Annotated in this window: 17 protein-coding genes; 11 read left to right on the top strand and 6 right to left on the bottom strand. The window is 69.8% G+C overall.

Going from position 1 to position 19,447, the window contains the following annotated elements:
• Nucleotides 1-63: 63 nt before the first annotated feature.
• On the bottom strand, nt 64-606 hold the full coding sequence (locus GGR71_RS07425; RefSeq protein WP_048490784.1) for a GNAT family N-acetyltransferase: 543 nt from the start codon (nt 604-606) through the stop codon (nt 64-66).
• Nucleotides 607-738: 132 nt separating this feature from the next.
• Here GGR71_RS07425 and GGR71_RS07430 point away from each other — a divergent pair, with 132 nt between their 5' ends.
• Complete coding sequence (locus tag GGR71_RS07430; protein ID WP_160961552.1) at nt 739-1,701, top strand: YwqG family protein; 963 nt, start codon at nt 739-741, stop codon at nt 1,699-1,701.
• Between the two features lie 57 nt (nt 1,702-1,758).
• Here the strand turns inward: GGR71_RS07430 and GGR71_RS07435 are convergent, their stop codons facing one another.
• Entirely contained in the window at nt 1,759-2,616 is an 858-nt protein-coding gene (locus tag GGR71_RS07435) for a 23S rRNA (adenine(2030)-N(6))-methyltransferase RlmJ (RefSeq protein ID WP_160961549.1), read from the bottom strand.
• A gap of 241 nt (nt 2,617-2,857) precedes the next feature.
• Here GGR71_RS07435 and GGR71_RS07440 point away from each other — a divergent pair, with 241 nt between their 5' ends.
• The 10 genes from GGR71_RS07440 to GGR71_RS07485 all read left to right on the top strand — a co-directional run bounded on the left by GGR71_RS07440 (nt 2,858) and on the right by GGR71_RS07485 (nt 14,630).
• Nucleotides 2,858-4,798 (top strand): GGDEF domain-containing protein, encoded by a 1,941-nt coding sequence (locus GGR71_RS07440; protein WP_160961547.1) that lies wholly within the window; start codon nt 2,858-2,860, stop codon nt 4,796-4,798.
• A gap of 92 nt (nt 4,799-4,890) precedes the next feature.
• Nucleotides 4,891-5,601, top strand: coding sequence for a two-component system response regulator CreB (creB, locus tag GGR71_RS07445; protein WP_160961627.1), 711 nt, complete (start codon nt 4,891-4,893; stop codon nt 5,599-5,601).
• 1 nt (nt 5,602) lies between these two features.
• Nucleotides 5,603-7,045: a two-component system sensor histidine kinase CreC gene (gene creC / locus GGR71_RS07450; RefSeq protein WP_160961545.1), complete on the top strand. Its 1,443-nt coding sequence runs from the start codon at nt 5,603-5,605 to the stop codon at nt 7,043-7,045.
• A gap of 235 nt (nt 7,046-7,280) precedes the next feature.
• Nucleotides 7,281-8,600 carry a cell envelope integrity protein CreD gene (gene creD / locus GGR71_RS07455; protein ID WP_160961542.1) on the top strand — a complete coding sequence of 440 codons (1,320 nt, stop codon included), beginning with the start codon at nt 7,281-7,283 and terminating at the stop codon, nt 8,598-8,600.
• Nucleotides 8,601-8,622: 22 nt separating this feature from the next.
• On the top strand, nt 8,623-9,054 hold the full coding sequence (locus GGR71_RS07460) for a hypothetical protein (RefSeq protein ID WP_048490779.1): 432 nt from the start codon (nt 8,623-8,625) through the stop codon (nt 9,052-9,054).
• A 387-nt stretch (nt 9,055-9,441) separates the two neighbouring features.
• Nucleotides 9,442-10,047 (top strand): GNAT family N-acetyltransferase, encoded by a 606-nt coding sequence (locus GGR71_RS07465; protein ID WP_160961540.1) that lies wholly within the window; start codon nt 9,442-9,444, stop codon nt 10,045-10,047.
• A complete protein-coding gene (locus tag GGR71_RS07470; protein ID WP_160961538.1) occupies nt 10,044-10,928 on the top strand; it encodes a carbon-nitrogen hydrolase family protein in 885 nt (294 codons plus the stop codon). Before GGR71_RS07465 ends, GGR71_RS07470 begins: the two co-directional genes overlap by 4 nt.
• A 163-nt stretch (nt 10,929-11,091) precedes the next feature.
• Complete coding sequence (gene gltX / locus GGR71_RS07475) at nt 11,092-12,498, top strand: glutamate--tRNA ligase (protein WP_160961536.1); 1,407 nt, start codon at nt 11,092-11,094, stop codon at nt 12,496-12,498.
• A 16-nt stretch (nt 12,499-12,514) separates the two neighbouring features.
• Nucleotides 12,515-13,003: a transcriptional repressor gene (locus GGR71_RS07480; protein WP_010343476.1), complete on the top strand. Its 489-nt coding sequence runs from the start codon at nt 12,515-12,517 to the stop codon at nt 13,001-13,003.
• Between the two features lie 502 nt (nt 13,004-13,505).
• Entirely contained in the window at nt 13,506-14,630 is a 1,125-nt protein-coding gene (locus tag GGR71_RS07485) for a hypothetical protein (protein ID WP_160961534.1), read from the top strand.
• 170 nt (nt 14,631-14,800) lie between these two features.
• Here the strand turns inward: GGR71_RS07485 and GGR71_RS07490 are convergent, their stop codons facing one another.
• The 4 genes from GGR71_RS07490 to GGR71_RS07505 form a co-directional block, all read right to left on the bottom strand.
• The gene (locus GGR71_RS07490) at nt 14,801-15,400 is read right to left on the bottom strand and encodes a hypothetical protein (RefSeq protein ID WP_160961532.1); all 600 of its coding nucleotides are present in this window, start codon (nt 15,398-15,400) and stop codon (nt 14,801-14,803) included.
• Between the two features lies 1 nt (nt 15,401).
• Nucleotides 15,402-17,144, bottom strand: a complete 1,743-nt coding sequence (locus GGR71_RS07495; protein WP_160961529.1) for a S8 family serine peptidase — start codon at nt 17,142-17,144, stop codon at nt 15,402-15,404.
• Nucleotides 17,145-17,569: 425 nt separating this feature from the next.
• Nucleotides 17,570-18,349: a LytR/AlgR family response regulator transcription factor gene (locus GGR71_RS07500; RefSeq protein ID WP_160961527.1), complete on the bottom strand. Its 780-nt coding sequence runs from the start codon at nt 18,347-18,349 to the stop codon at nt 17,570-17,572.
• The gene (locus GGR71_RS07505) at nt 18,346-19,425 is read right to left on the bottom strand and encodes a sensor histidine kinase (RefSeq protein ID WP_202405098.1); all 1,080 of its coding nucleotides are present in this window, start codon (nt 19,423-19,425) and stop codon (nt 18,346-18,348) included. The genes GGR71_RS07500 and GGR71_RS07505 overlap by 4 nt, the downstream gene beginning before the upstream one ends.
• Between the last annotated feature and the right edge of the window lie 22 nt (nt 19,426-19,447).

The following is a 19,447-nucleotide window of genomic DNA, read 5'->3' on the forward strand; positions in this document are numbered from 1 at the left end:
AGGGGCTGAAGTTGCCTGCGGAACGCTGGCGTTTCCGGGTCCCGGGTCCCGGGTCCCGAGTTTTCAGTTGCCCAGTTCCAGCACCACCCGCACCAGGTCCGGATTGTCCGGATGCGGCATGCGCTGGAAGCCCAGCGACTCGGCCAGTTGCAGCATCGGCACGTTGCGCTCGAGCACGTCGCCGTAGAGCCGGTCCAGGTACTTGCGGCGCGCCCACTTGACCAGCTTGCGCATCAGTTGCCGGCCCAGGCCCTGGCCGGAGACGAAGCTGCTGACCAGGATCGCGTACTGCGCCTCGCGGGTGCCGGGGAGGATCGCGGCGCGCGCCACCGCGCCGACCACGGCCTCGCCCGGCGGCAGCGGCTCGGCCGCGACCAGGATCAGTTCCGACTTCGGATTGGGATGGGTGAGGCGTTGCGCCATGTCCTCGGTCAGTTCCTGCGTCGAATGCAGGAAACGTTCGCGGATCTCGGTCGGCCCGAGCAGGCCGAAGGCGCCCTGCAGCGGGGCGCTGTCCTCCGGCCGGATCGGCCGGATCAGCAACTCGCGCCCACTGGGCAGGGTGAAGGTTTCATGCCACGGAGGCATGCGGTTGCGGGTAGCCATGGCCGTATGATCCTCGACGAAGTCTGGATTCTCGCATTACCAAAACCTTGCGCCCGTGAACGCAGCGTCCTGCGGATGTGCCGTTCGGGTGGTCTTGCTAGAGTGGCGCTTCGTTCAAGGGAATGCACGACGATGAAGACATCGCATGCCGTGGCCGTGTCGGCGGCGATCGGATTGGGCCTGGTCGCGCTGCTGGCGTTGCTGCTGCTCGGCGGCCGCTGGTGGGTGCTGCGCGGGCAGCACAGCCATACTCCGACGACCGCCACCGCCGCCCCTGACGCCGATGCGGAGCAACTGGCGACGCAGGCATTGGCCCCGTACCAGGCGCGCCTGCAGGCCACGCGCCGGTCGATGCTGCAGGTGCAGTTGCAGCCGATGGCGCAGGACGATCGCCTGGCCAGCAAGGTCGGCGGGCGTCCCTACTGGACCGGGGACAGGCCCTATCCGCATGGCGCCGATGGCCAGCCGCTGGCACTGCTGGCGCAGATCGATCTGGCGCGCGTGCCGCCGCTGCCCGGCTACCCGCGCCAGGGCATGCTGCAGTTCTTCATCGGCGGCGACGATTTCTATGGCGCCAACTTCAGCGGCGCGCGCAGCGACCTGGCCGCGCTGAGCGAACAACGCAATTTCCGCGTGGTGTACTGGCCGCGGCCGGAGGCATCGGCGCGGCAGGCGCAGGTGCCGTTGCCGACCGCCGAGAAGCTGCCGTTCGATCCGGCGCGGCCGCGGGCGATGCGGTTCGACACCAGCGAGGAAACCATCGGCAGCAGCGATGTAAGGTTCGAGCAGGTGCTCGGAAAGCCGCTGGATGAAGTCGCCGCCGCGTACGCCAACGGCCACGCGTTGTCGCAGGATGCGGTGGACGACGCGCTGTTCGATGCGCTGAGCCGCGGCGGGCACAAGCTTGGCGGCTATCCGGAGTTCACCCAGGAAGACCCGCGCACGCTGCAGGACCGGCAGGTCCTGCTGCTGCAGTTGGACAGCGACGAGGAGATGATGTGGGGCGACAGCGGTGTCGCCAATTTCTTCATCGACCCGGACGACCTGCGGCGCGGCGATTTCAGCCGCGTCGCCTACCACTGGGACTGCTTCTGAGCATGCGCATGCGCCAGGCGCGAGAGGTGCTGCGCGCCATTGCTGCGTCCCGGCAGCTCATGCTTCGCGCTTGAGCCACTCCAGGCGCGTGGCCGCGCCCGCTTCGCCCAGATGCGTTTTCAGCGGCGGCAGCGCCTGCGCCAGGGTCTGCTCGAACTGCCAGGGCGGATTGAGCAGCAGCATGCCGCTGCCGTTGAGCCGCAGCGGCGAATCGTCCGGGCGCACCTGCAGCTCGGCAACCAGCGCCGACGTCACCGGCAGGGCCGCGGCCTTGCGGAAGAACGGCTGCAGGCTGCGGCGCTGCTTGATCGGGTACCACACCGCGCACACCGCCTGCGGCCAGCGGCCCAGGGTCTCGCGCAGCGCGGCCACGATCATCGGGTACTCGGCGTCCTGCGCCTCGTAGGGCGGGTCGATCAGCACCAGCCCGCGGCCGATCCGGTTGGCCCCGGACTTCGGCGGCAGGAACGCCTTGATCGCCGCATAGCCGTCGCCGGCATGCACCTGCACGCGGCGATCGTGGGCGAACAGCGCCTTGAGCTCGGCGGCTTCCTCGGGCTGCAGCTCGCAGGCGGCCAGCCGGTCCTGCGCGCGCAGCGCCTGCGCCACCAGCAGCGGCGAGCCGGGATACGCGACCAGCGCACCCACGGGATTGTCGGCCTGCACCGCGCGCAGATAGCGCTCCACCACCTCGGGCAGGGTCGGCTGGCCCATCAGCCGCAGCACGCCAGCGACCGCCTCGCCGGTCTTGCGCGCCTCGTTGGCAGCGAACAGATAGCGGCCGCGCCCGGCATGCGTATCGAGCACGAAGAATGGGCTGTCCTTGCGCTTGAACGCATCGAGCAGCGCCAGCAGCACGATGTGCTTGAGGACGTCGGCATGGTTGCCGGCGTGGAAGGCGTGGCGGTAATTCATCCGCGCAGTGTACGGGGCGCCACGCCAGCCGGCCACGCCTGGCATGGTGCCGGGCGGGGCGCGTCCGCGGCCGCGGTACACTAGCCGGGCGACCGCGCGCGGCCGCGCGGCGCCTGCCGGGCAAGGACCCGGAAGGCGTGGACGATGGGCCTGTGCATCCGGGCGCAGGCGTCGTCGGAGCGTTCGGGTGCGCAATGCCGATGCCGCGTGGGCGGCCGGCGAGTGCCACGGTTGCATGTTCATGCTTTCTTCTTTGTTGCTCGGTGTGCTCGCGCTGGCGTTGCCGTTCGTTGCATTCGGCGCTTCCCGCGCCGAGGCGACCACCCCCGGCCCAGCCGAGGCCGCGGCATTCGATGCGCTGATCGAGGATCTCGGCGCGCACGGCAAGGACATGGCCGCCGATGAGCAGGCCTACCGTGTCGCGCATGCCCGCCTGCAGGCGCTGCTGCCTGCCCGCGACCCGGTGCGGCGCGCGCGTCTGGACGCCTTCGACTGCCAGCATTTCCCGCAGGGGCCGGCGGCGGCAGTGGAGCAGGCGCGACGCGGCGAGCGCGGCGCGATCGCGCGCGCCCACGTGCAGGTGCGCCTGGAGTACCTGCTGTGCGAGACCTATGCGCTGTACAACGACGGCCAGCGCCCGGCCTACCTGCGGCCCGCCACCACGATCCTGGCGCTGACCGACGCGCAGCGGTTCCCGCGCCTGCGCGCGGCAGCCTTGCGCATGCGCGCCTTCGCCGAGCGCGACGCCGGCCACTACGCGCAGTCGCTGCGCACCTTGCAGGAACTGCGCCGGCTCGACGCACAGCGCGATGCTGGCTGGGTGGCGCTGCTGACCCTGATCGGCATCGCCGACGCCTATCTGGACATGGGCCTGCCGGACCTGTCGCACCAAGTCGTCGCCGAGGTCCTGCAGCGTGCCAGGCAGGGCGATGGCGGCTACATGCAGGCGCTGGCGGTGGAGCGCGAAGGCGCCATCGCCGAGCAGCGCGGCGACCTGACGGCGGCGCTGGCCGCCTACCTGCGCGCGGCGGAGCTGCATGGCCGGCATCCGCTGGAGGGTTCGCAAGCGTCGTTGCTGTTGCGCGCGGCCCGGGTCAATGCGCTGCTGGGCGACCTGCCGCAGGCGCGAGCGCAGCGGCAGCAGGCCGAGGCGCAACTGCTCGCGATGGGTGCCACGCGACTGATGCGCGCGCGCCGCGATTACGTGGATGCGCTGATCGCAGAACGCAGCGGCGACCCGCGCGCCGCCCTAGCGCTGGCCGAGCAGGCCGAACAGGGCTACCGCGCCAACGGCGACCTGCGCAGCCTCGGCGACGTGCTGGATCTGAAGGCCACGGCCTTGCGCGCGCTCGGTGCATGGCGCCAGGCACTGGATGCGCGCGAGGCGCAGATGCGGGTGCAGCAGGAACTTGACACGCGCATGCAGCGCGAGCAATCGCAATTCCTGATCGCCGAATCGGAAAGCCGCGAGCGCGACCTGGCGGCGCTGCAACTGGCGCAGAAGGCCGAAACCCAGCGCAATCGGCTGCAGGCGATGGAACGCGAGGCGACCCTGCGACGCGCGCTGCTGGGCGCGGCGCTGCTGTTGCTGGCGGTGCTTGGCGGGGTGTTGTTCCTGACCCTCGGGCGCCTGCGTGGCGCCCGCCGCGAAGTGCGCATCGACAGCCTCACCGGCGTCGCCTCGCGGCGCCAGGTCCTGAGCGAACTGGACACCGCGCTGGCGGCGTTGCCGCGTGGCGGGCGCATGCCGTTGGCGGTGCTGGCGCTGGACGTGGACCACTTCAAGCGCATCAACGACGAGCACGGCCATGCGGCGGGCGACCAGGTGCTGCGGCTGGTCGCCACGACCCTGCGCCAGCGCCTGCGCAGGAACGACAGCTTCGGCCGGACCGGTGGCGAGGAGTTCCTGGCGCTGTTGCCCGGCGCGGCCTGCGCCGAGGCGAGCCAGCTGGCGGACCAGTTGCGTGAGGTGCTGGAGCGGCAGTCGTTCGACGCGGTCGTGCCAGGCCTGCGCCTGACCGTCAGCATCGGCGTCGCCGAAGCCGGCGCTGGCGAAAGCAGCCAGGCATTGCTGGCGCGCGCCGATGCCGCGCTGTACCGGGCCAAGCACGGCGGCCGCAATCGGGTGGAGCTGGCGGCGCCGTCGGCCGCGCACGGCGCGCACGGCGGCAGCCGCGGCTGACCCGATCCCCACCTGCGCGCGGCGCAGTCCGTACCGAGCATTGCCGATGCGGCAATGGCGGCACGGACTGCCGCGGCGCCCGCGTGGCCGCTATGCTGCGCGCCATGTCCACGCCTGCCGCCGCCTGTGTCCTCGTGGTCGAGGACGAATCCGCCATCGCCGATACCGTGCTGTACGCGCTGCGCAGCGAGGGCTACCAGGTGCGCCACTGCCAGCTCGGGCGCGAGGCGCTGGCGCAGGTGCGCGAGGGCGGCATCGACGTGGTGGTGCTGGACGTGGGCCTGCCGGACGTGAGCGGGTTCGAGGTGTGCCGCACGCTGCGCGGCTTCAGCCAGGTGCCGGTGCTGTTCCTGACCGCGCGCAACGAGGAGATCGACCGCGTGCTCGGCCTGGAACTGGGCGCCGACGACTACATGGCCAAGCCGTTCTCGCCGCGCGAACTGGTCGCACGGGTGCGGGCGCGGCTACGACGCCCGGCGGTCGTCATCGGCGAGGCCGAGGCCGGTTGGCAGCAGCACGGCGATTTCGCCATCGACCGCGACGGCCGCCGCATCCGCTGGCGCGGCGCAGTGCTGGACCTGACCCGCTACGAGTACGCGCTGCTGGCGGCGCTGCTGCAGCGGCCCGGCGCCATCCTCAGCCGCGCGCAACTGATGGACCGCGGCTGGGACAGCAGCGCCGACAGCGCCGACCGCACCGTCGACACCCACATCAAGACCCTGCGCGCCAAGCTGCGCGCGGCCGGCGCCAGCCACGACCCGATCCGCACCCACCGTGGCCTCGGCTACGCGCTGGAGGCCTGAGGTGCGGCTGGGGCTGAAGCTGTTCCTGGGTTTCTTCCTGATCGTCGGGGTGGCCGCGTTCTTCGTGATGCGGGTGTTCGTCAACGAGGTCAAGCCGGGCGTGCGCCAGGCGATGGAATCGACCCTGGTGGACGCAGCCAACGTGTTGGCGCAGATGGCCGCGCAGGACCTGAAGGACGGACGCATCGCCAGCGGCCGTTTCGCCCGCGACCTGGGCGCCGCGCAACGGCGCGATCCGCGCGCGATGGTCTGGCGCTTCCCCAAGCACAGCGTCGACTACCGCGTCACCATCACCGATGCGGCGGGCGTGGTGGTGTTCGACTCGCGCGGGCAGGACATCGGCCGCGACAACTCGCGCTGGAACGACGTGTACCGCACCCTGCGCGGCGAGTACGGCGCCCGCTCCAGTCCCGAGGCCGACGGCGACCCCAACCACACCGTGATGCACGTGGCCGCGCCGGTCTACGATCCGGCCGACCCGCGGCGGCTGATCGGCGTGCTGACCCTGTCCCAGCCCAACCGCAGCATCGAGCCGTTCATCGTTGCCAGCCAGCGCAGCATCCTGCTGCGCGGCGCTTGGCTGATCGGCATCTCCGCGCTGATCGGGATCCTGATGACCTGGGGCCTGCTGCGCGGGATCGGCCGGCTCAACCGCTACGCGCAGGCGGTCAGCGCCGGTGCACCGGTGCCGCCGCCGCCGCCGCGCCGCGACGAGATCGGCGATCTCGGCCGGGCGCTGGAGACGATGCGGCGCAAGCTGGAGGGCAAGCAGTACGTCGAGCAGTACGTACAGTCGCTGACCCACGAGATGAAGAGCCCGCTGGCGGCGATCCGCGGTGCCGCGGAACTGCTGCAGGAGCCGCTGCCGGAGCCGGAGCGGCAGCGCTTCGTGCGCAACATCGTCGAACAGCAGCAGCGTCTCACCGAGACCATCGACAAGCTGCTGGCGCTGGCCGAGGTGGAGCAGCACGGCTGGCTGCAGCGGCGCGAGCCGGTGGCGCTGGCGCCGCTGTGCGCCGACTTGGCCGAAGCGCTGGCGCCGCAGCTGCAGGCGCGCGGCCTGCAGTTGCAGGTCCAGGCGCTGGACCCGAGCCTGGTGGTGTCGGGCGACCCCTACCTGCTGCGCCAGGCGCTGCACAACCTGCTCGACAACGCCATCGCGTTCTCGCCGGAGGGCGCGGCCCTCGTGCTGCGCGTCGAACGCGGCGCCGATGCGCGCGTGCTGCTGTCGGTGGAGGACGCAGGTCCGGGGGTGCCGGACTACGCGCTGGAGCGGGTATTCGAGCGCTTCTATTCGCTGGCGCGCCCGGCCACCGGCCAGCGCAGCTCCGGCCTCGGCCTGCCGTTCGTGCGCGAGGTGGCGCGCCTGCACGGTGGCGACGCCAGCCTGCGCAACCGCGACGGCGGCGGCGCGGTGGCCGGCCTGGCGTTGCCGCTGGCCTGAGCCGGATCGATGGGCGCGAGGGTGCGTTGAAGCGCCCGGGGTTCCCGCGTCGGGACTGAAGTCCCTCCCACAATGTCAATGCGCCGCGTCGACAGGTTGCCGGTCGCCGGATCCCGGATCCCGGATCCCCAATCCCCAATCCCCAATCCCCGCACTTCACACCCACTTCAAATTCGCCTCAAACCCTCCCCACGCAGCGGCCGCATCCTGGCGCCCTCCCAATCGAGAGGCCGCCATGAAATCCCTGAAACTGCTGCTGCGATTCGCCACCATCGGCGGATTGATCCTGTTGTTGCTGATCCCGCTGCTGATGATTCGCGGCACCGTGCAGGACCGCCAGCACTACCGCGAACAGGCGGTGGAGCGGGTGTCGCAGAGCAAGGCCGGCGAACAGCGCCTGCTTGGCCCGCTGCGGGTGATCCCGTGGACGCAGGAACGCGACGTGATGGTCCTCGATGCCGACGGCAAACGCGTGAGCCAGCGCCAGACCGAGACCGGCTACGTGCTGCAGGCGCCGCGGCGGCTGCAGGTCGAAGGCGAACTGAAGCCGTCGCAGCGCCGCATCGGCCTGTTCAAGGTGCAGGTCTACAGCTGGCATGCGCGACTCAAGGCCGAGTTCGACGATCTCGACTACGCCGCCGCCGACCGCCGCCGCTACGGCACGCCGTACCTGGCGATCGGCCTGCAGGACGTGCGCGGCCTGGTCGGTACGCCGAACCTGCGCGCCGACGGCCGCGCGCTACCGCTGCAGCCGGGCTCGGAAGGGCTGGCCACGATCACCAAGGGCGTGCACGCGGTGCTGCCGGCGTTGGCCGATACGCAGCAGGGGCGGCTCACCAATCTGCACGATGTGCAGATGGAGTTCGTGCTCGACGGCACCCAGGCGCTGTCGATCGTGCCGGTCGGCGACGACAACCAGATCGCGCTGAATTCGCCATGGCCGCATCCGCTGTTCGGCGGCCGCTTCCTGCCCAACGAGCGCCGCATCACCGCGCAGGGGTTCCAGGCGAACTGGGCGCTGTCGTCGCTGGCCACCGGTGCGCAGGCGCAGCTGGCGTCCGGTGGGCAGGATCTCGACGCGCTGCGTGTGGACCTGGTCGACCCGGTGGACGTGTACACCCAGGCCGAGCGCGCCAGCAAGTACGGCCTGCTGTTCGTGGTGCTGACCTTCGTCGCCTTCGGCCTGTTCGAGCTGATCAAGCGCCTGCCGATCCATCCGCTGCAGTACCTGCTGGTCGGCCTGGCGCTGGCGATCTTCTTCCTGCTGCTGCTCAGCCTGTCCGAGCACATCCCGTTCTGGCAGGCCTATCTGGTCTCGGCGGCGGCCTGTATCGGGCTGCAGTTCTTCTACCTGTCCGGGGTGTTGCGCAGCCGCCTGCGCGCGGCCGGCTTCGCCGCCATGCTCACCGTGTTGTACGGGGCGCTGTACGGCCTGTTGGCCTCGGAGGACAACGCCTTGCTGATGGGCTCGCTGCTGCTGTTCGGCATCCTCGGCGCGATCATGTGGATCACCCGCCGGATCGACTGGTACGAACTCGGCGCTTCGCTGCGCTGAGCCGTCGGAAGGAGCACCGGACATGGTCGCGCACCGTCATCTGCATCGTCGCCTGCAGGCGCTGCTGCCTGCAGCGCTGGAGACCCATGGCCTGCATCACGGCAATTTGCCGGCGAGCCTGGCGCGCAGCGCACAGGCCGCGCTGGTCACCGCCGCCGACCGGGGCGGCGCCCTTTGGTTGCGCCTGAGCGAGCGCAGCCGCGCCGCCCTGGCCGGCGACGCGGCGGCGTTCCTGGCCAGCGCGCTGCAGGCGCGCGCGGCCTTGCCCGGCGACGCTGCGCCGTGGCGCTACTGCCCCTGGCGCGCGGTACGCCGCGATCCGGCCTGGGCGATGGACGTGGAGCAGGGCGGGCACCCGCCCGCGCCGGGCTTCGTTACCTGGGAGGCGCAGGGCCGCGCACGCTTGCTGGTGCTGCCGGCACAGGCCGCCCTGCTGTGTCGCTGGTGGCGCTGAGGCAGGGCGTCCGCATCGATCGCCGCTACGGTGGGACCGGATCGTCATCGGTCATCAACGACAGGAACGCTGGTGGTGGCAGGACGCCACCACCTTTCACAGGACGGGCGGGACGCCCACGCAGGGAGGCGGCAAGGACGCATCCGCAAGCGCATCGCCCGGCAGACAGGCAGTGGTAGAAAACGCTCGCATCACAGGACGGGCAGGACGCCTACGCAGAGAGACGTGGCAAGGATGCGCGCAAGGGCATCGCGAGCCAGGCAGCGCGAGGAAGCGCGTACATCACAGGACGGGCAGGACGCCCACGCAGGGAAGCGGCAAGGACGCGTACGCGAGGGCACCGCCAGGCAGGCAGCGCCAGGGAAACGCTTGCGGTAGAGTGCACGGATGCACTCTCCGCTCTCCATTCAGCGCCTGCGCGGCGCCGGGATCGTGCCGTTCCTGGACGCGGTCGCGCAGCTGCGCATCGCGGTGTTCCGCGACTGGCCGTACCTCTACGACGGCGACCTGGGCTACGAGCGCGACTACCTGGCCGCTTATGCCGCCTCGCCGGACAGCGTGTTCGTGCTGGCGTGCGACGGCGAGCAGGTGGTCGGTGCGTCCACCGGGTTGCCGCTGCTGGACGATGCCGAGGCGTTCGCCGCGGCCTTCGCCGGCAGTGGCATCGACCCGGCCGAGGTGTTCTATTTCGGCGAGTCGGTGTTGTTGCCGCAGTACCGCGGTCGCGGCATCGGCCACGCCTTCTTCGACGAGCGCGAGGCGCATGCGCGCGCGCTCGGTCGCTTCAAATTGACCGCATTCTGTTCGGTGGAGCGGGCACCCGACGATCCGCGGCGGCCGCCGGACTATCGCGGCAACGACGCGTTCTGGCGCAAGCGCGGCTACCAGCCGCAGCCGGCGTTGCGCATGCACCTGCCGTGGAACGAGGTCGGCCGCGGCGAAACACCGCATACCCTGGGTTTCTGGACCCGCGCGCTGGAGCCTGCCGCATGAAAGTCGCCGTCGCCAAGTATCCGATCGGCGCGCCTGCCAATTTCGCCGCCTTCGCCGACAAGCAGGCCATGCTGCTCGGCGAGGCCGCGCAGGCCGGCGCGCAGTTGGCGGTACTGCCCGAGTACCTGTCGCTGGAACTGGCCGCGACCTTCGGCCCGGCGGTGTCATCGCGGCTGCCGGCGTCGCTTGTTGCGATCCAGGCGTTGCATGCGCCGTACCTGGCCTTGTTCGCCGACCTGGCGCGGCGCCATCGCCTGCACGTGGTCGCCGGCAGCTTCCTGCTCGACCTGGGCCAGGGACGCTACCGCAATCGCGCCTATTGGTTCACCCCCGATGGTGGCCATGGCTGGCAGGACAAGCTGCAGCTGACCGGCTTCGAAAAGGCCACCGGGCTGATCGACGGCGGCGAGGCGCTGAAGGTGTTCGACGCAGAGGGCGTGCGCGCCGGCGTGGCGGTCTGCTACGACAGCGAGTTCCCGTTGCCGGTCCGCGCCCAGTACGAGGCCGGCGCACGCCTGCTGGTGGTGCCCAGTTGCACCGACACCGAGGCCGGTGCCACCCGCGTGCGCGTGGGGTGCCTGGCGCGGGCATTGGAGAACCGCATCTTCGTGGCCCAGTCGGTGACCGCCGGCATCGCCGAATGGAGCCCGGCGCTGGACGTGAACACCGGCGAGGCGACGCTGTACGCGCCGATGGACGCCGGCTTCCCCGCCGACGGCATTCTCGCGCAGACCCACGGCGAGCAGGTCTGGGCGATCGCCGAGCTGGATGTCGCCACGCTCGAGGCCAGCCGCGCCAACGCGCAGGTGGCCAACGACCGCGACTGGCGCGGCCAGCTTGCACCGGCCGTGGTACGCGCGGAACTGAGCGGCTTCGCGTAGAGGGCAGGCGCCTGTCATCGGCAGCGACGGGCTTGCCAAGACCTGTTTCCTCGGCGATACGCCGCTTGTACCAATCCCGAATCCCCAATCCCCACTCCCGGCGCCAGGCAGGCGCCGCCCCAGCAAGGTAAAATCGCCCGATTCCCGTCGTTTCGAGCGTTCCATGGCCTGCCGCACCCGTTTCGCCCCCAGTCCCACCGGTTACCTGCACATCGGCGGCGCGCGCACTGCGCTGTACTGCTGGCTGGAGGCGCGCCACCGCGGCGGCGAATTCGTGCTGCGGATCGAGGACACCGACCGCGAGCGCAGCACCCAGGCGGCGATCGACGCGATCCTGGAGGCGATGGAGTGGTTGGGCCTGGACTACGACGAAGGCCCGATCTACCAGACCCGGCGCCTGGATCGCTACCGCGAGGTGGCCGAGCAGTTGCTGGCGCAGGGCAAGGCCTACTACGCCTACGAGACCCGCGAGGAACTGGACGCGATGCGCGAGGCGGCGATGGCGCGGCAGGAAAAGCCGCGCTACAACGGCGCCGCGCGCGAACTGAACCTGCCGCACCGCGACGATCCCAATCGGGTGATCCGCTTCAAGAACCCGACCGAGGGCGTGGTGGCGTTCGACGACCTGATCAAGGGTCGCATCGAGATCGCCAACAGCGAACTGGACGACATGGTGATCTTCCGCCCCGACGGCTACCCCACCTACAACTTCGCGGTGGTGGTGGACGACTGGGACATGGGCATCACCGAGGTGATCCGCGGCGACGACCACATCAACAACACCCCACGGCAGATCAACATCTACCAGGCGCTGGGCGCGCCGGTGCCGAAGTTCGCGCACATGCCGATGATCCTCGACGAGCAGGGCGCCAAGCTGTCCAAGCGCACCGGCGCGGCCGACGTGATGCAGTACAAGGACGCCGGCTACCTGCCGCATGCGCTGATCAACTACCTGGCGCGGCTGGGCTGGTCGCACGGCGACCAGGAGCTGTTCGGACGCCAGGAGCTGATCGACCTGTTCGACGTCAAGGACGTCAACTCCAAGGCCGCGCGCCTGGACATGGCCAAGCTCGGCTGGGTCAACCAGCACTACCTCAAGAGCGACGACCCGACCACGATCGCGCCGCAGCTGGAATTCCAGTTGCGCAAGCTCGGCATCGACCCGGCCGCCGGCCCGGCCGCGGCCGAGGTGGTGGTGGCGCTGCGCGAGCGCGTGCAGACCCTGAAGGAAATGGCCGAGAAGGCCGAGGTCTGGTATCGCCCGCTGACCAGCTACGATGAGGCGGCGGTGGCCAAGCATTTCAAGCCGGGCGCCGAACTGGCGCTGGGCAAGGCCCGGGAACTGCTGGCCGCGTTGCCGCAGTGGAGCCTGGACGGCGTCGCCGCCGCGCTGCATGACACCGCCGCCGCCCTGGAGATCGGCATGGGCAAGGTGGCGCAGCCATTGCGCGTGGCCATCACCGGCACCCAGGTCAGCCCGGACATCTCGCAGACCGTCTACCTGGCCGGTCGCGAGGAGGCCTTGAAACGTATCGATGCCGCGCTCATCAAGATCCCAGCGGGAAGCTGATTCCCCGGAGACCGCCATGTCCAGCAAGAAGACCGCCTGCACCGAGCCGCATCACCACGTCCACGACGCTGCCGACTTCGTCAAGGTGGTGGAGCGGGTGAGCCGCGAGCGCGGTCTGCGCCTGACCCCGATCCGCGCCAACGTGCTGCGGCTGATCGCCGAGGCCGGGCGCCCGGTCAAGGCCTACGACCTGCTGGAATGGGTGCGCGAGGGCAAGGGCGTGGGCGCCGACGCGCCGCCCACCGTGTACCGCGCGCTGGATTTCCTGATGGCCAACGGCTTCGTGCACAAGCTCGAATCGGTCAACGCCTTCGTCGCCTGCCACCACCCGAGCAGTGCCCAGCACTCGGTGCCGTTCCTGATCTGCGACCGCTGCCACAGCGCGGTGGAACTGGAGGACCGCGACGTGGTCGCGCAACTGGAGCAGCGCGCCAAGGCGCTGGGCTTCCAGCCGCAGGCGCAGACCCTGGAAGTGCACGGTCTGTGCGCGAAGTGCGCGGGCTGAGTCAGGCTCGCGTTGCCTGGCCTGGCATGTCGACTAGGTAGCGCGTTCGATTGATCTGAGCGTGTCCGCCGCGCGAGCGGTCGGACGTTGCCGCGGCGCCACCGGCAGGGTGGTCCAGTCTGCGGGTGGTGTTCGCCTGCCTCGTTGTGGTCCTTTCTTGTCGAGCCGCGCCGCGCGCCGTATTGCCTGAGGCCGGTGGACGCGTTTGCTCAATCCTGAGGCACGGCGCGCCCGCCCTCGCGCACCTGCTCCCAGTCCAGGCCGAACCGCGCCAGGTACTTGCGCAGGCGGTCGGCGTCGTTGGTGCTGGCGCGTTGCATGCGCGAGACGGCGAATGTCTTCCAGTTGCACGCGGTCGAAGCGGTCCAGCTGCGCTTGTCTACGCTCGGCGCCGCCGGTTGCCGGATGCAGGACGATAATGGCGCGGCGCGGGCGCAGTCCCGCGCGGTGCCGGCGGTGTGCCGGCTTCCTGCCGCAGGATCAGGCGCAATGGAGGATGCACATGGACAAGAACGTGCGCGTGCTGTGCTGGATGTTGTCATCGACGCTGCTGCCGATCGCGCAGGCGATGGCCGATCCCCCTACCGAACTCATGCGACCGCTGCCCGCGTCGCTGATCTTCAACGACGACAACGGCAAGATCCTCGGGACGTCCGGGCCGCAGCAGCCCACCGCGTATGCCCTGGCGCAATGGGGCGCCAATCCGAACGATTCGGACACCTTGCAGCCGGTCGTCAGCGGCTCGGGGCAGGGCTGGCAAGCCGAGAGCGTGCGTGCGCGGGTGAAGTACTACCCGGTGTACGCGGGTCACGCCAACGCCTACGAACTGGCGCAGGCGAACAACACGTGCGCCGGCTCGGATCCGGGCAATCCGAACCCGTACGATGGCGAGAAGGATTTGTTCCTGGTGACCGCCGATCCGGCGTTCTGGGGCAGTAACGCCCTGCTGGGCTTCACGCCCAGCGCGCCGCTGTCCAGTCTCGGCGCCATTCGTGTCCGCGTCGGGTTGAGCAGGACCTACGAGGACGATGTCCGCTGCGGCGGGACGGCGCCCAGCTACACCGGGTATGCCTTCAGCTTCATTCTCGGCAATACGCAGGGCCAGACCCTGTTCTATCAGATCAACCTGGGCCGTACCGGCGCGACCCCGGCGCAGGATCCGTCCACGCCGTGGTGCCCGCAGGGGTACGAAGACACGCCCAGCCTCGCGTTCTGCCTGGACGACGACATCCGCAACATGGGCGGGCAGTGGAATCTCGCCGGCACGGCGACCTCCAACGACGTCGATTTCCTGCCCAGGCTGCTACAGGTCATCGGCAAGGGGCATACCAAGCCGGTGCGCGATGCGCAGGGCAATCCCATCAACCTGGACCGCGATCCGAGCCACTGGACGCTGACCTCGGTGTACATGGGGCATATCACCCAGGGCAAGACCATCAGCACCACGATCTGGTACGACCCCAGCGTCAAGACCTGGCCGGGCGGCGCCTTCTGCAGTGCGGCGGGCACGCTGACCCAGTACACCTGCAACATGAGCGCGCAGGACGCGACCCAGCTCGGAGCGGGATGGGTTGCGGTCGGCAATGCCTGCTATCACCGCAACGCGGGCACGTCCTGTCCGCCGTGACGTGCTGCTGTGGTGCGCGGTCGCGGGGCGGGCACGGCGCATGCCGAAGCCCGCGCTGGCCCAGGCGCGCCATGCGTCCCGCCCACTGGTTCAACGGACGCCTAGTTGTGCAGGGGCGCGGCGTCCGCTGCACGCGACCGCCCAGCGTGGCTGGGCGGCGCGCATGAACGTCACAGTGCGCGATTGAAGCCCTGCACGATCTCCATGGAGACCTCGCGCGTGCCAAGCGCTCCCTGCAGTTGTCTGCACGCCGCCATCGCCGCGTCGGCCGAGCCGTAGTCGATCATGGCACTGCCATCGATGTCCGAGGCATACACCAGGTTGCCGCCGCTGCGGCGCGCCAGCGCTCGGGCCACGTCCGGTGTGGTGCCGAACAGCTTGAGCTTGCCGGTGACCACTACCGGTTGGCCGCTGCGCTCGTCGACCGCGGCGCGCAGCGCGGCGTCGTCCACCGCATGGGACGATGCCGCTGCTGCGGTGCCGGCGCGGGCGTTGCCACCGACCACGATGGCATACGGTCCGATCCGGGCGGCGACGGTGCCGCCGCCATCGGCCGCAGCGACCTGGGCGCGTTGCGTGCCGTTGCCTGCCATCTGCGGCGCGGTGCGCACCGTGGCATCGGACAGCAGACGGTAGGTGCTGCGGCCGACCTGGAAGCGTTTGCCGCTTGCCGCCTGGTGCAGTACCTGGGCATCGGCGTATTGGGCCGAAGCGGGCGCGGCCGCGGTCAGTGCGAGCGCGGCGAAAAGAAAGAGCGTATCGGTCTTCATGTCAGTGGCCCACCACGCGGAGTTCGAAGTGCTGCAGTTGTTCCTTGCCATGCGCGTCGAGCATGTCGGCGACCTCCAGCGTCCAGGGTCCGGCCGCCGCTTCGTCCAGGAAGGCATTGCTGGCGGTCAGTGGGATCGACATGCCCTGGGTGTAGACGTCCTTGTTCAAGGCCGAGAACGGGGTCATGACGTAGCTGCGGGTGCCCTGCGGGGAGATCAGGACCACGCGCAGACGGCTGGGATCCTTGTGGGTGCCGTCGAAATACAGTTGCACCGCCTCGACTTTCATCTGTTGTTTGATGTTGACGGTCAGCCTGGCTGGCGATGCGACACCGCCGATGGTGCTGGCCGCACCGCTGTAGACCTGGTAGTCGGTGTCCTGCAGCGGCGGCAGCGCCGTGAAGTGCGTGGCCGCTTCCACGGCCGCGGCCGCATCCACCAGGCCGAAGCCGTACCAGTTGCTGAAGCGATGGCCTGCGGCGTTGGTGATCCAGCCGGGATCGATCACGCTGCCGTTGTAGAGCGCCTTGGGCTGCCCACTGTCGATCTGCCGCGCGGTCGTGGCCAGGATGTACTTGACGTCGCGCCAGGTCAGGTGCGGATTCACACCGAGCATCAGCGCCGTCACACCCGCCACGGTTGGTGTGGCAGAGGACGTGCCGTTCATGCCCGCGGTGTAGTTGCACGAAGCGTCGATCGGGGACTTGCTGCCGTCGAGTGCGTTCTCCACCGGTACCCCGTCGCGGTTGTAGCCGGCGGCGCAACCGCTGAGATCGGTGGTCACCATCGCCGGATCGTAGTGGGGGTCGCTGGCGGTCGGGGCCGACCGGGACTGCTGGTAGCGCTTCTGCTGCCCGTATTCGCCGCCAAAGCCGCTGACCCAGACCGCCGAGCCGGGCGACGAGTACGAGCTGCGCACGCCTCTCGCATTGACGGCACCGACCACGATGGTGGTGATCAGATCGTTCTTCGGGTCGACGTTGGCCAGGCTGCAGGCGACGTTGTAGCGCTTGGGCAGATCCGGGCAATGATCGGCCAGCGTGCCCTGCACGTCCGCGTAGATGAAGCTGTCGAAGTCGTTGCCGGCCGCCTTGACGTAGATGGCGCCCTTGCCGTTGCGTCCGGCACGCATGAGTTTCTCCCAGGCGTACTGATCTTCGACCGAGACGTTGGGATAGAAATTGGAGACGATGCCCCAGCTGTTGTTGAATATGTCCAACGTCCTGGCCTCAGCGCCGTTTCCCCATGCGTTGCGAAGCTTGTCGTCGCTCTGGTCCGACTGCAGGAAGTTGAAGCCGGCCAGCGACGCTTGCGGGGCGACGCCGCGTCCGCCTTTGCCGTTCCAGCCCACCGCGGCGGCGATGCCGGCCACGGCCGTGCCATGCGCGTCGTCCGCATCGCTCGGCTTGGGATCGTGCGAACCGTCCAGGAAATTGTGCGAGCCGTTGGGAATGATGTTGGCGGCCAGGTCTTCGTGGCGGATGTCCAACCCGCCGTCGATCACGCCGATCCTGGTGCCTGCGCCGCGGATGTTCAGTTCATGCAGGATGTCCACATCCAGGTCGATGCCCGGCGTGGGCCGGGTGTCGCCGATGACGTCCTGGCCCTGATTGTCCAGGTACCACTGATAGCGGAACAGCGGATCGTCGGCTGCGCTCGCGGCGGCCGCGGCGTTGCCTGCGGCCAGGCCGAGCGCGAGTGCCGACAGCAGGACAGTGGCCGGTCGTGTGCGGAATGGTGTCATGTGGCGGATCCAGGGGAGGTGGGGGACGGTCCATGGCGCTTGCCGCATGCATGCCAGGCATCACCTGCGCAGTGCCGATCGAGGCGTTGCATGCTGGCGTTCGCGATCGGATCGGATTGCGGTCGATCGCCAGGCGCGGCGCAAACTACCCGCATCTGGATTTCCGTCGCAAGCGCAACGCACGCCCCGAAAATGACGCAGTTCGCATGTGTTCCGGTACTGTGCCGATCGCGGCGCGATGACGTGGGATTTCAGCCGAAACGCGCTGCCGGCCTGGGCAAAGCGTTTACGAATTGCTCCAGCACATCGACGGCCGCGTGGTCCGTGCAACCGATGTGCCGCCGCGGCCGCGCGAAGCGGAATGCAGGCATGCACGCCATCACCTGGACGCGTGGTGTGGCGCCGGGTCGGCGCGGAAGATGTCGCTACATCGCCCGAAACAAAGGCAGATAGCTGCGGCTGACCGGCAGCGTTTCGGCGCGGCCGCGCAGGTGGATCCGTGCGGTGTCGTTGTCGCCACGCACCACATGCAGGATTGCGCGGCGGTTGACCACCACCGCGCGGTGCACCTGCTGGAAGTCATCCGGATCCAGTTGCGCGGCCAGGTCCCTGAGCGGCGTGGCCACGATCGAGGTGCATGCCTGTCCATCCGGGTCGCGCCAGGCCACGCTGGTGTACTTGCTGTCCGAGCGCAGGTAGTCGATGGCCTCCACGGCGATCAGACGCACGCTGCTGCCGCTCTGCGCCTGCAGCCAGCGCAGCGGGACGGGGCGTTCGGGTGGGCGCAGCCGCTCAGCCAGGCGCAGCAGTTGCTCGGTGAGGTCGGCCGCCGGTTGCGCGGCCTGCAGGCGCTGTTGCAGCCGTGCGACGGTATCGGCCAGGCGCGCGTCCTGCACCGGCTTGACCAGGTAGTCGAGCGCACCTTCGGCAAAGGCCTGCACCGCGTAGTCGGTGTAGGCGGTGACGAACACCAGATGCGCGCGGCGGCCGATCTGCTGCGCGGCCTGCACCCCGGACAGGCCCGGCATCTGGATGTCGAGCAGGCAGATCTGCGGTGCGTGTTCCTCGAACAGGCGCACCGCCTCGCGGCCGTTGCGCGCCTCGGCGACGATCCGCAACTCGGGCCACAGACGTGCCAGCTGCCGCCGCAGGGCCTCGCGCAGCAGCGGTTCGTCGTCGGCGATCAGCGCGGTGGGCGCGATCATCGGGGCAGTGCCGTCATCGGCAGGCTGAGATCGGCGCAGGTGCCGTGCGGCAGGCGTGGACGCAACTGCAGTTGCGCGGTGTCGCCGAAGCCGAGCGCGAGGCGGTCGCGCAAGGTGCGCAGCCCGGTGCCCAGCCCACCGCGGCCGTGGTCCTCGCCGGCGCCGCTGTCCTCCACCCGCAGATGGCAACGCTCGCCGCTGCGCCAGGCGCGAATGGCGATGCTGCCGCCGTCTTCGGTCGGGTCGATGCCGTGCTTGACCGCGTTCTCGACCAGGGTCAGCACGGCGAGGGTCGGGCAGCGCACTCCCTGCACGGCGTCCTCGGCATCGATGGCGTAGTGCAGCCGGTCGGGCATGCGCATGTGCATCAGTTCCAGGTAAGCGCGGGCCAGCGCCAGTTCGTCGCCCAGCGTGCTGGTCGCCTCGTGCAGGCGCGGCACCGCGGCGTGCAGGTAGGCGATCAGGCTGCGCATCAGCTCCGCGGCCCGCGGCGAACCGACATCGATCAGCGCCTGTACGTTGGCCAGGGTATTGAACAGAAAATGCGGGGCGACCTGGCGCTGCAACAGCTGCAGGCGCGCGTCCAGCGCCTCGCGCTCCAGTTCGCTGCGCTCCAGCGCGAATGCCAGCGCCTGGTGCCGGGCCAGAGCGTCCTTCTGCCGTACCAGGGCGGCCAGGGCCATCCATGGCGCGATCAGCACGCCGACGATGGTCAGCGTGGCGAAGCCGGCCAGCCGATCCGGGTCCTGCCAGAACGGCGGCGCACCGGCCTGGGTGGAACCCAGGTAGATCAGCAGGGTCGTCGTCGGGATCGCCAACGCGACGCCGAACACCTGCAGCACCCAGCGCGCCAGCCAGCGCGGCAGGCGTCGCGGCCAGCGCTCCAACAGCGTGTAGGCGCCCAGCGCGGCGGCGCCCAGCACGAAGCTGCGGACCAGCACCGGCACGGGAGCGTCCCAGCTCAGACTCATCAGCAGACCAAGCACCCCGGAGACCACGAACACCGGCACGATGCGCGCCCAGGTCAGCAGCGCGGCTATGCGCGGCGGTGTTGAGAGCGGGGACGGAGGCGACATGGCTGCGAGCATACCGGAGCGC

It is taken from the genome of Xanthomonas sp. F1 (assembly GCF_014199855.1).

What these genes read in the sequence shown, in the direction of transcription:
- GGR71_RS07440 (WP_160961547.1), top strand. Translation starts at nt 2,858, where the DNA reads ATGCTTTCTTCTTTGTTGCTCGGTGTGCTCGCGCTGGCGTTGCCGTTC.
- GGR71_RS07485 (WP_160961534.1), top strand. Translation starts at nt 13,506, where the DNA reads ATGGACAAGAACGTGCGCGTGCTGTGCTGGATGTTGTCATCGACGCTG.
- GGR71_RS07495 (WP_160961529.1), bottom strand. Translation starts at nt 17,144, where the DNA reads ATGACACCATTCCGCACACGACCGGCCACTGTCCTGCTGTCGGCACTC.
- GGR71_RS07470 (WP_160961538.1), top strand. Translation starts at nt 10,044, where the DNA reads ATGAAAGTCGCCGTCGCCAAGTATCCGATCGGCGCGCCTGCCAATTTC.
- GGR71_RS07430 (WP_160961552.1), top strand. Translation starts at nt 739, where the DNA reads ATGAAGACATCGCATGCCGTGGCCGTGTCGGCGGCGATCGGATTGGGC.
- GGR71_RS07505 (WP_202405098.1), bottom strand. Translation starts at nt 19,425, where the DNA reads ATGTCGCCTCCGTCCCCGCTCTCAACACCGCCGCGCATAGCCGCGCTG.
- GGR71_RS07480 (WP_010343476.1), top strand. Translation starts at nt 12,515, where the DNA reads ATGTCCAGCAAGAAGACCGCCTGCACCGAGCCGCATCACCACGTCCAC.
- GGR71_RS07460 (WP_048490779.1), top strand. Translation starts at nt 8,623, where the DNA reads ATGGTCGCGCACCGTCATCTGCATCGTCGCCTGCAGGCGCTGCTGCCT.
- gltX (WP_160961536.1), top strand. Translation starts at nt 11,092, where the DNA reads ATGGCCTGCCGCACCCGTTTCGCCCCCAGTCCCACCGGTTACCTGCAC.
- GGR71_RS07435 (WP_160961549.1), bottom strand. Translation starts at nt 2,616, where the DNA reads ATGAATTACCGCCACGCCTTCCACGCCGGCAACCATGCCGACGTCCTC.
- GGR71_RS07500 (WP_160961527.1), bottom strand. Translation starts at nt 18,349, where the DNA reads ATGATCGCGCCCACCGCGCTGATCGCCGACGACGAACCGCTGCTGCGC.
- GGR71_RS07425 (WP_048490784.1), bottom strand. Translation starts at nt 606, where the DNA reads ATGGCTACCCGCAACCGCATGCCTCCGTGGCATGAAACCTTCACCCTG.
- creB (WP_160961627.1), top strand. Translation starts at nt 4,891, where the DNA reads ATGCTGCGCGCCATGTCCACGCCTGCCGCCGCCTGTGTCCTCGTGGTC.
- GGR71_RS07465 (WP_160961540.1), top strand. Translation starts at nt 9,442, where the DNA reads ATGCACTCTCCGCTCTCCATTCAGCGCCTGCGCGGCGCCGGGATCGTG.
- creD (WP_160961542.1), top strand. Translation starts at nt 7,281, where the DNA reads ATGAAATCCCTGAAACTGCTGCTGCGATTCGCCACCATCGGCGGATTG.
- GGR71_RS07490 (WP_160961532.1), bottom strand. Translation starts at nt 15,400, where the DNA reads ATGAAGACCGATACGCTCTTTCTTTTCGCCGCGCTCGCACTGACCGCG.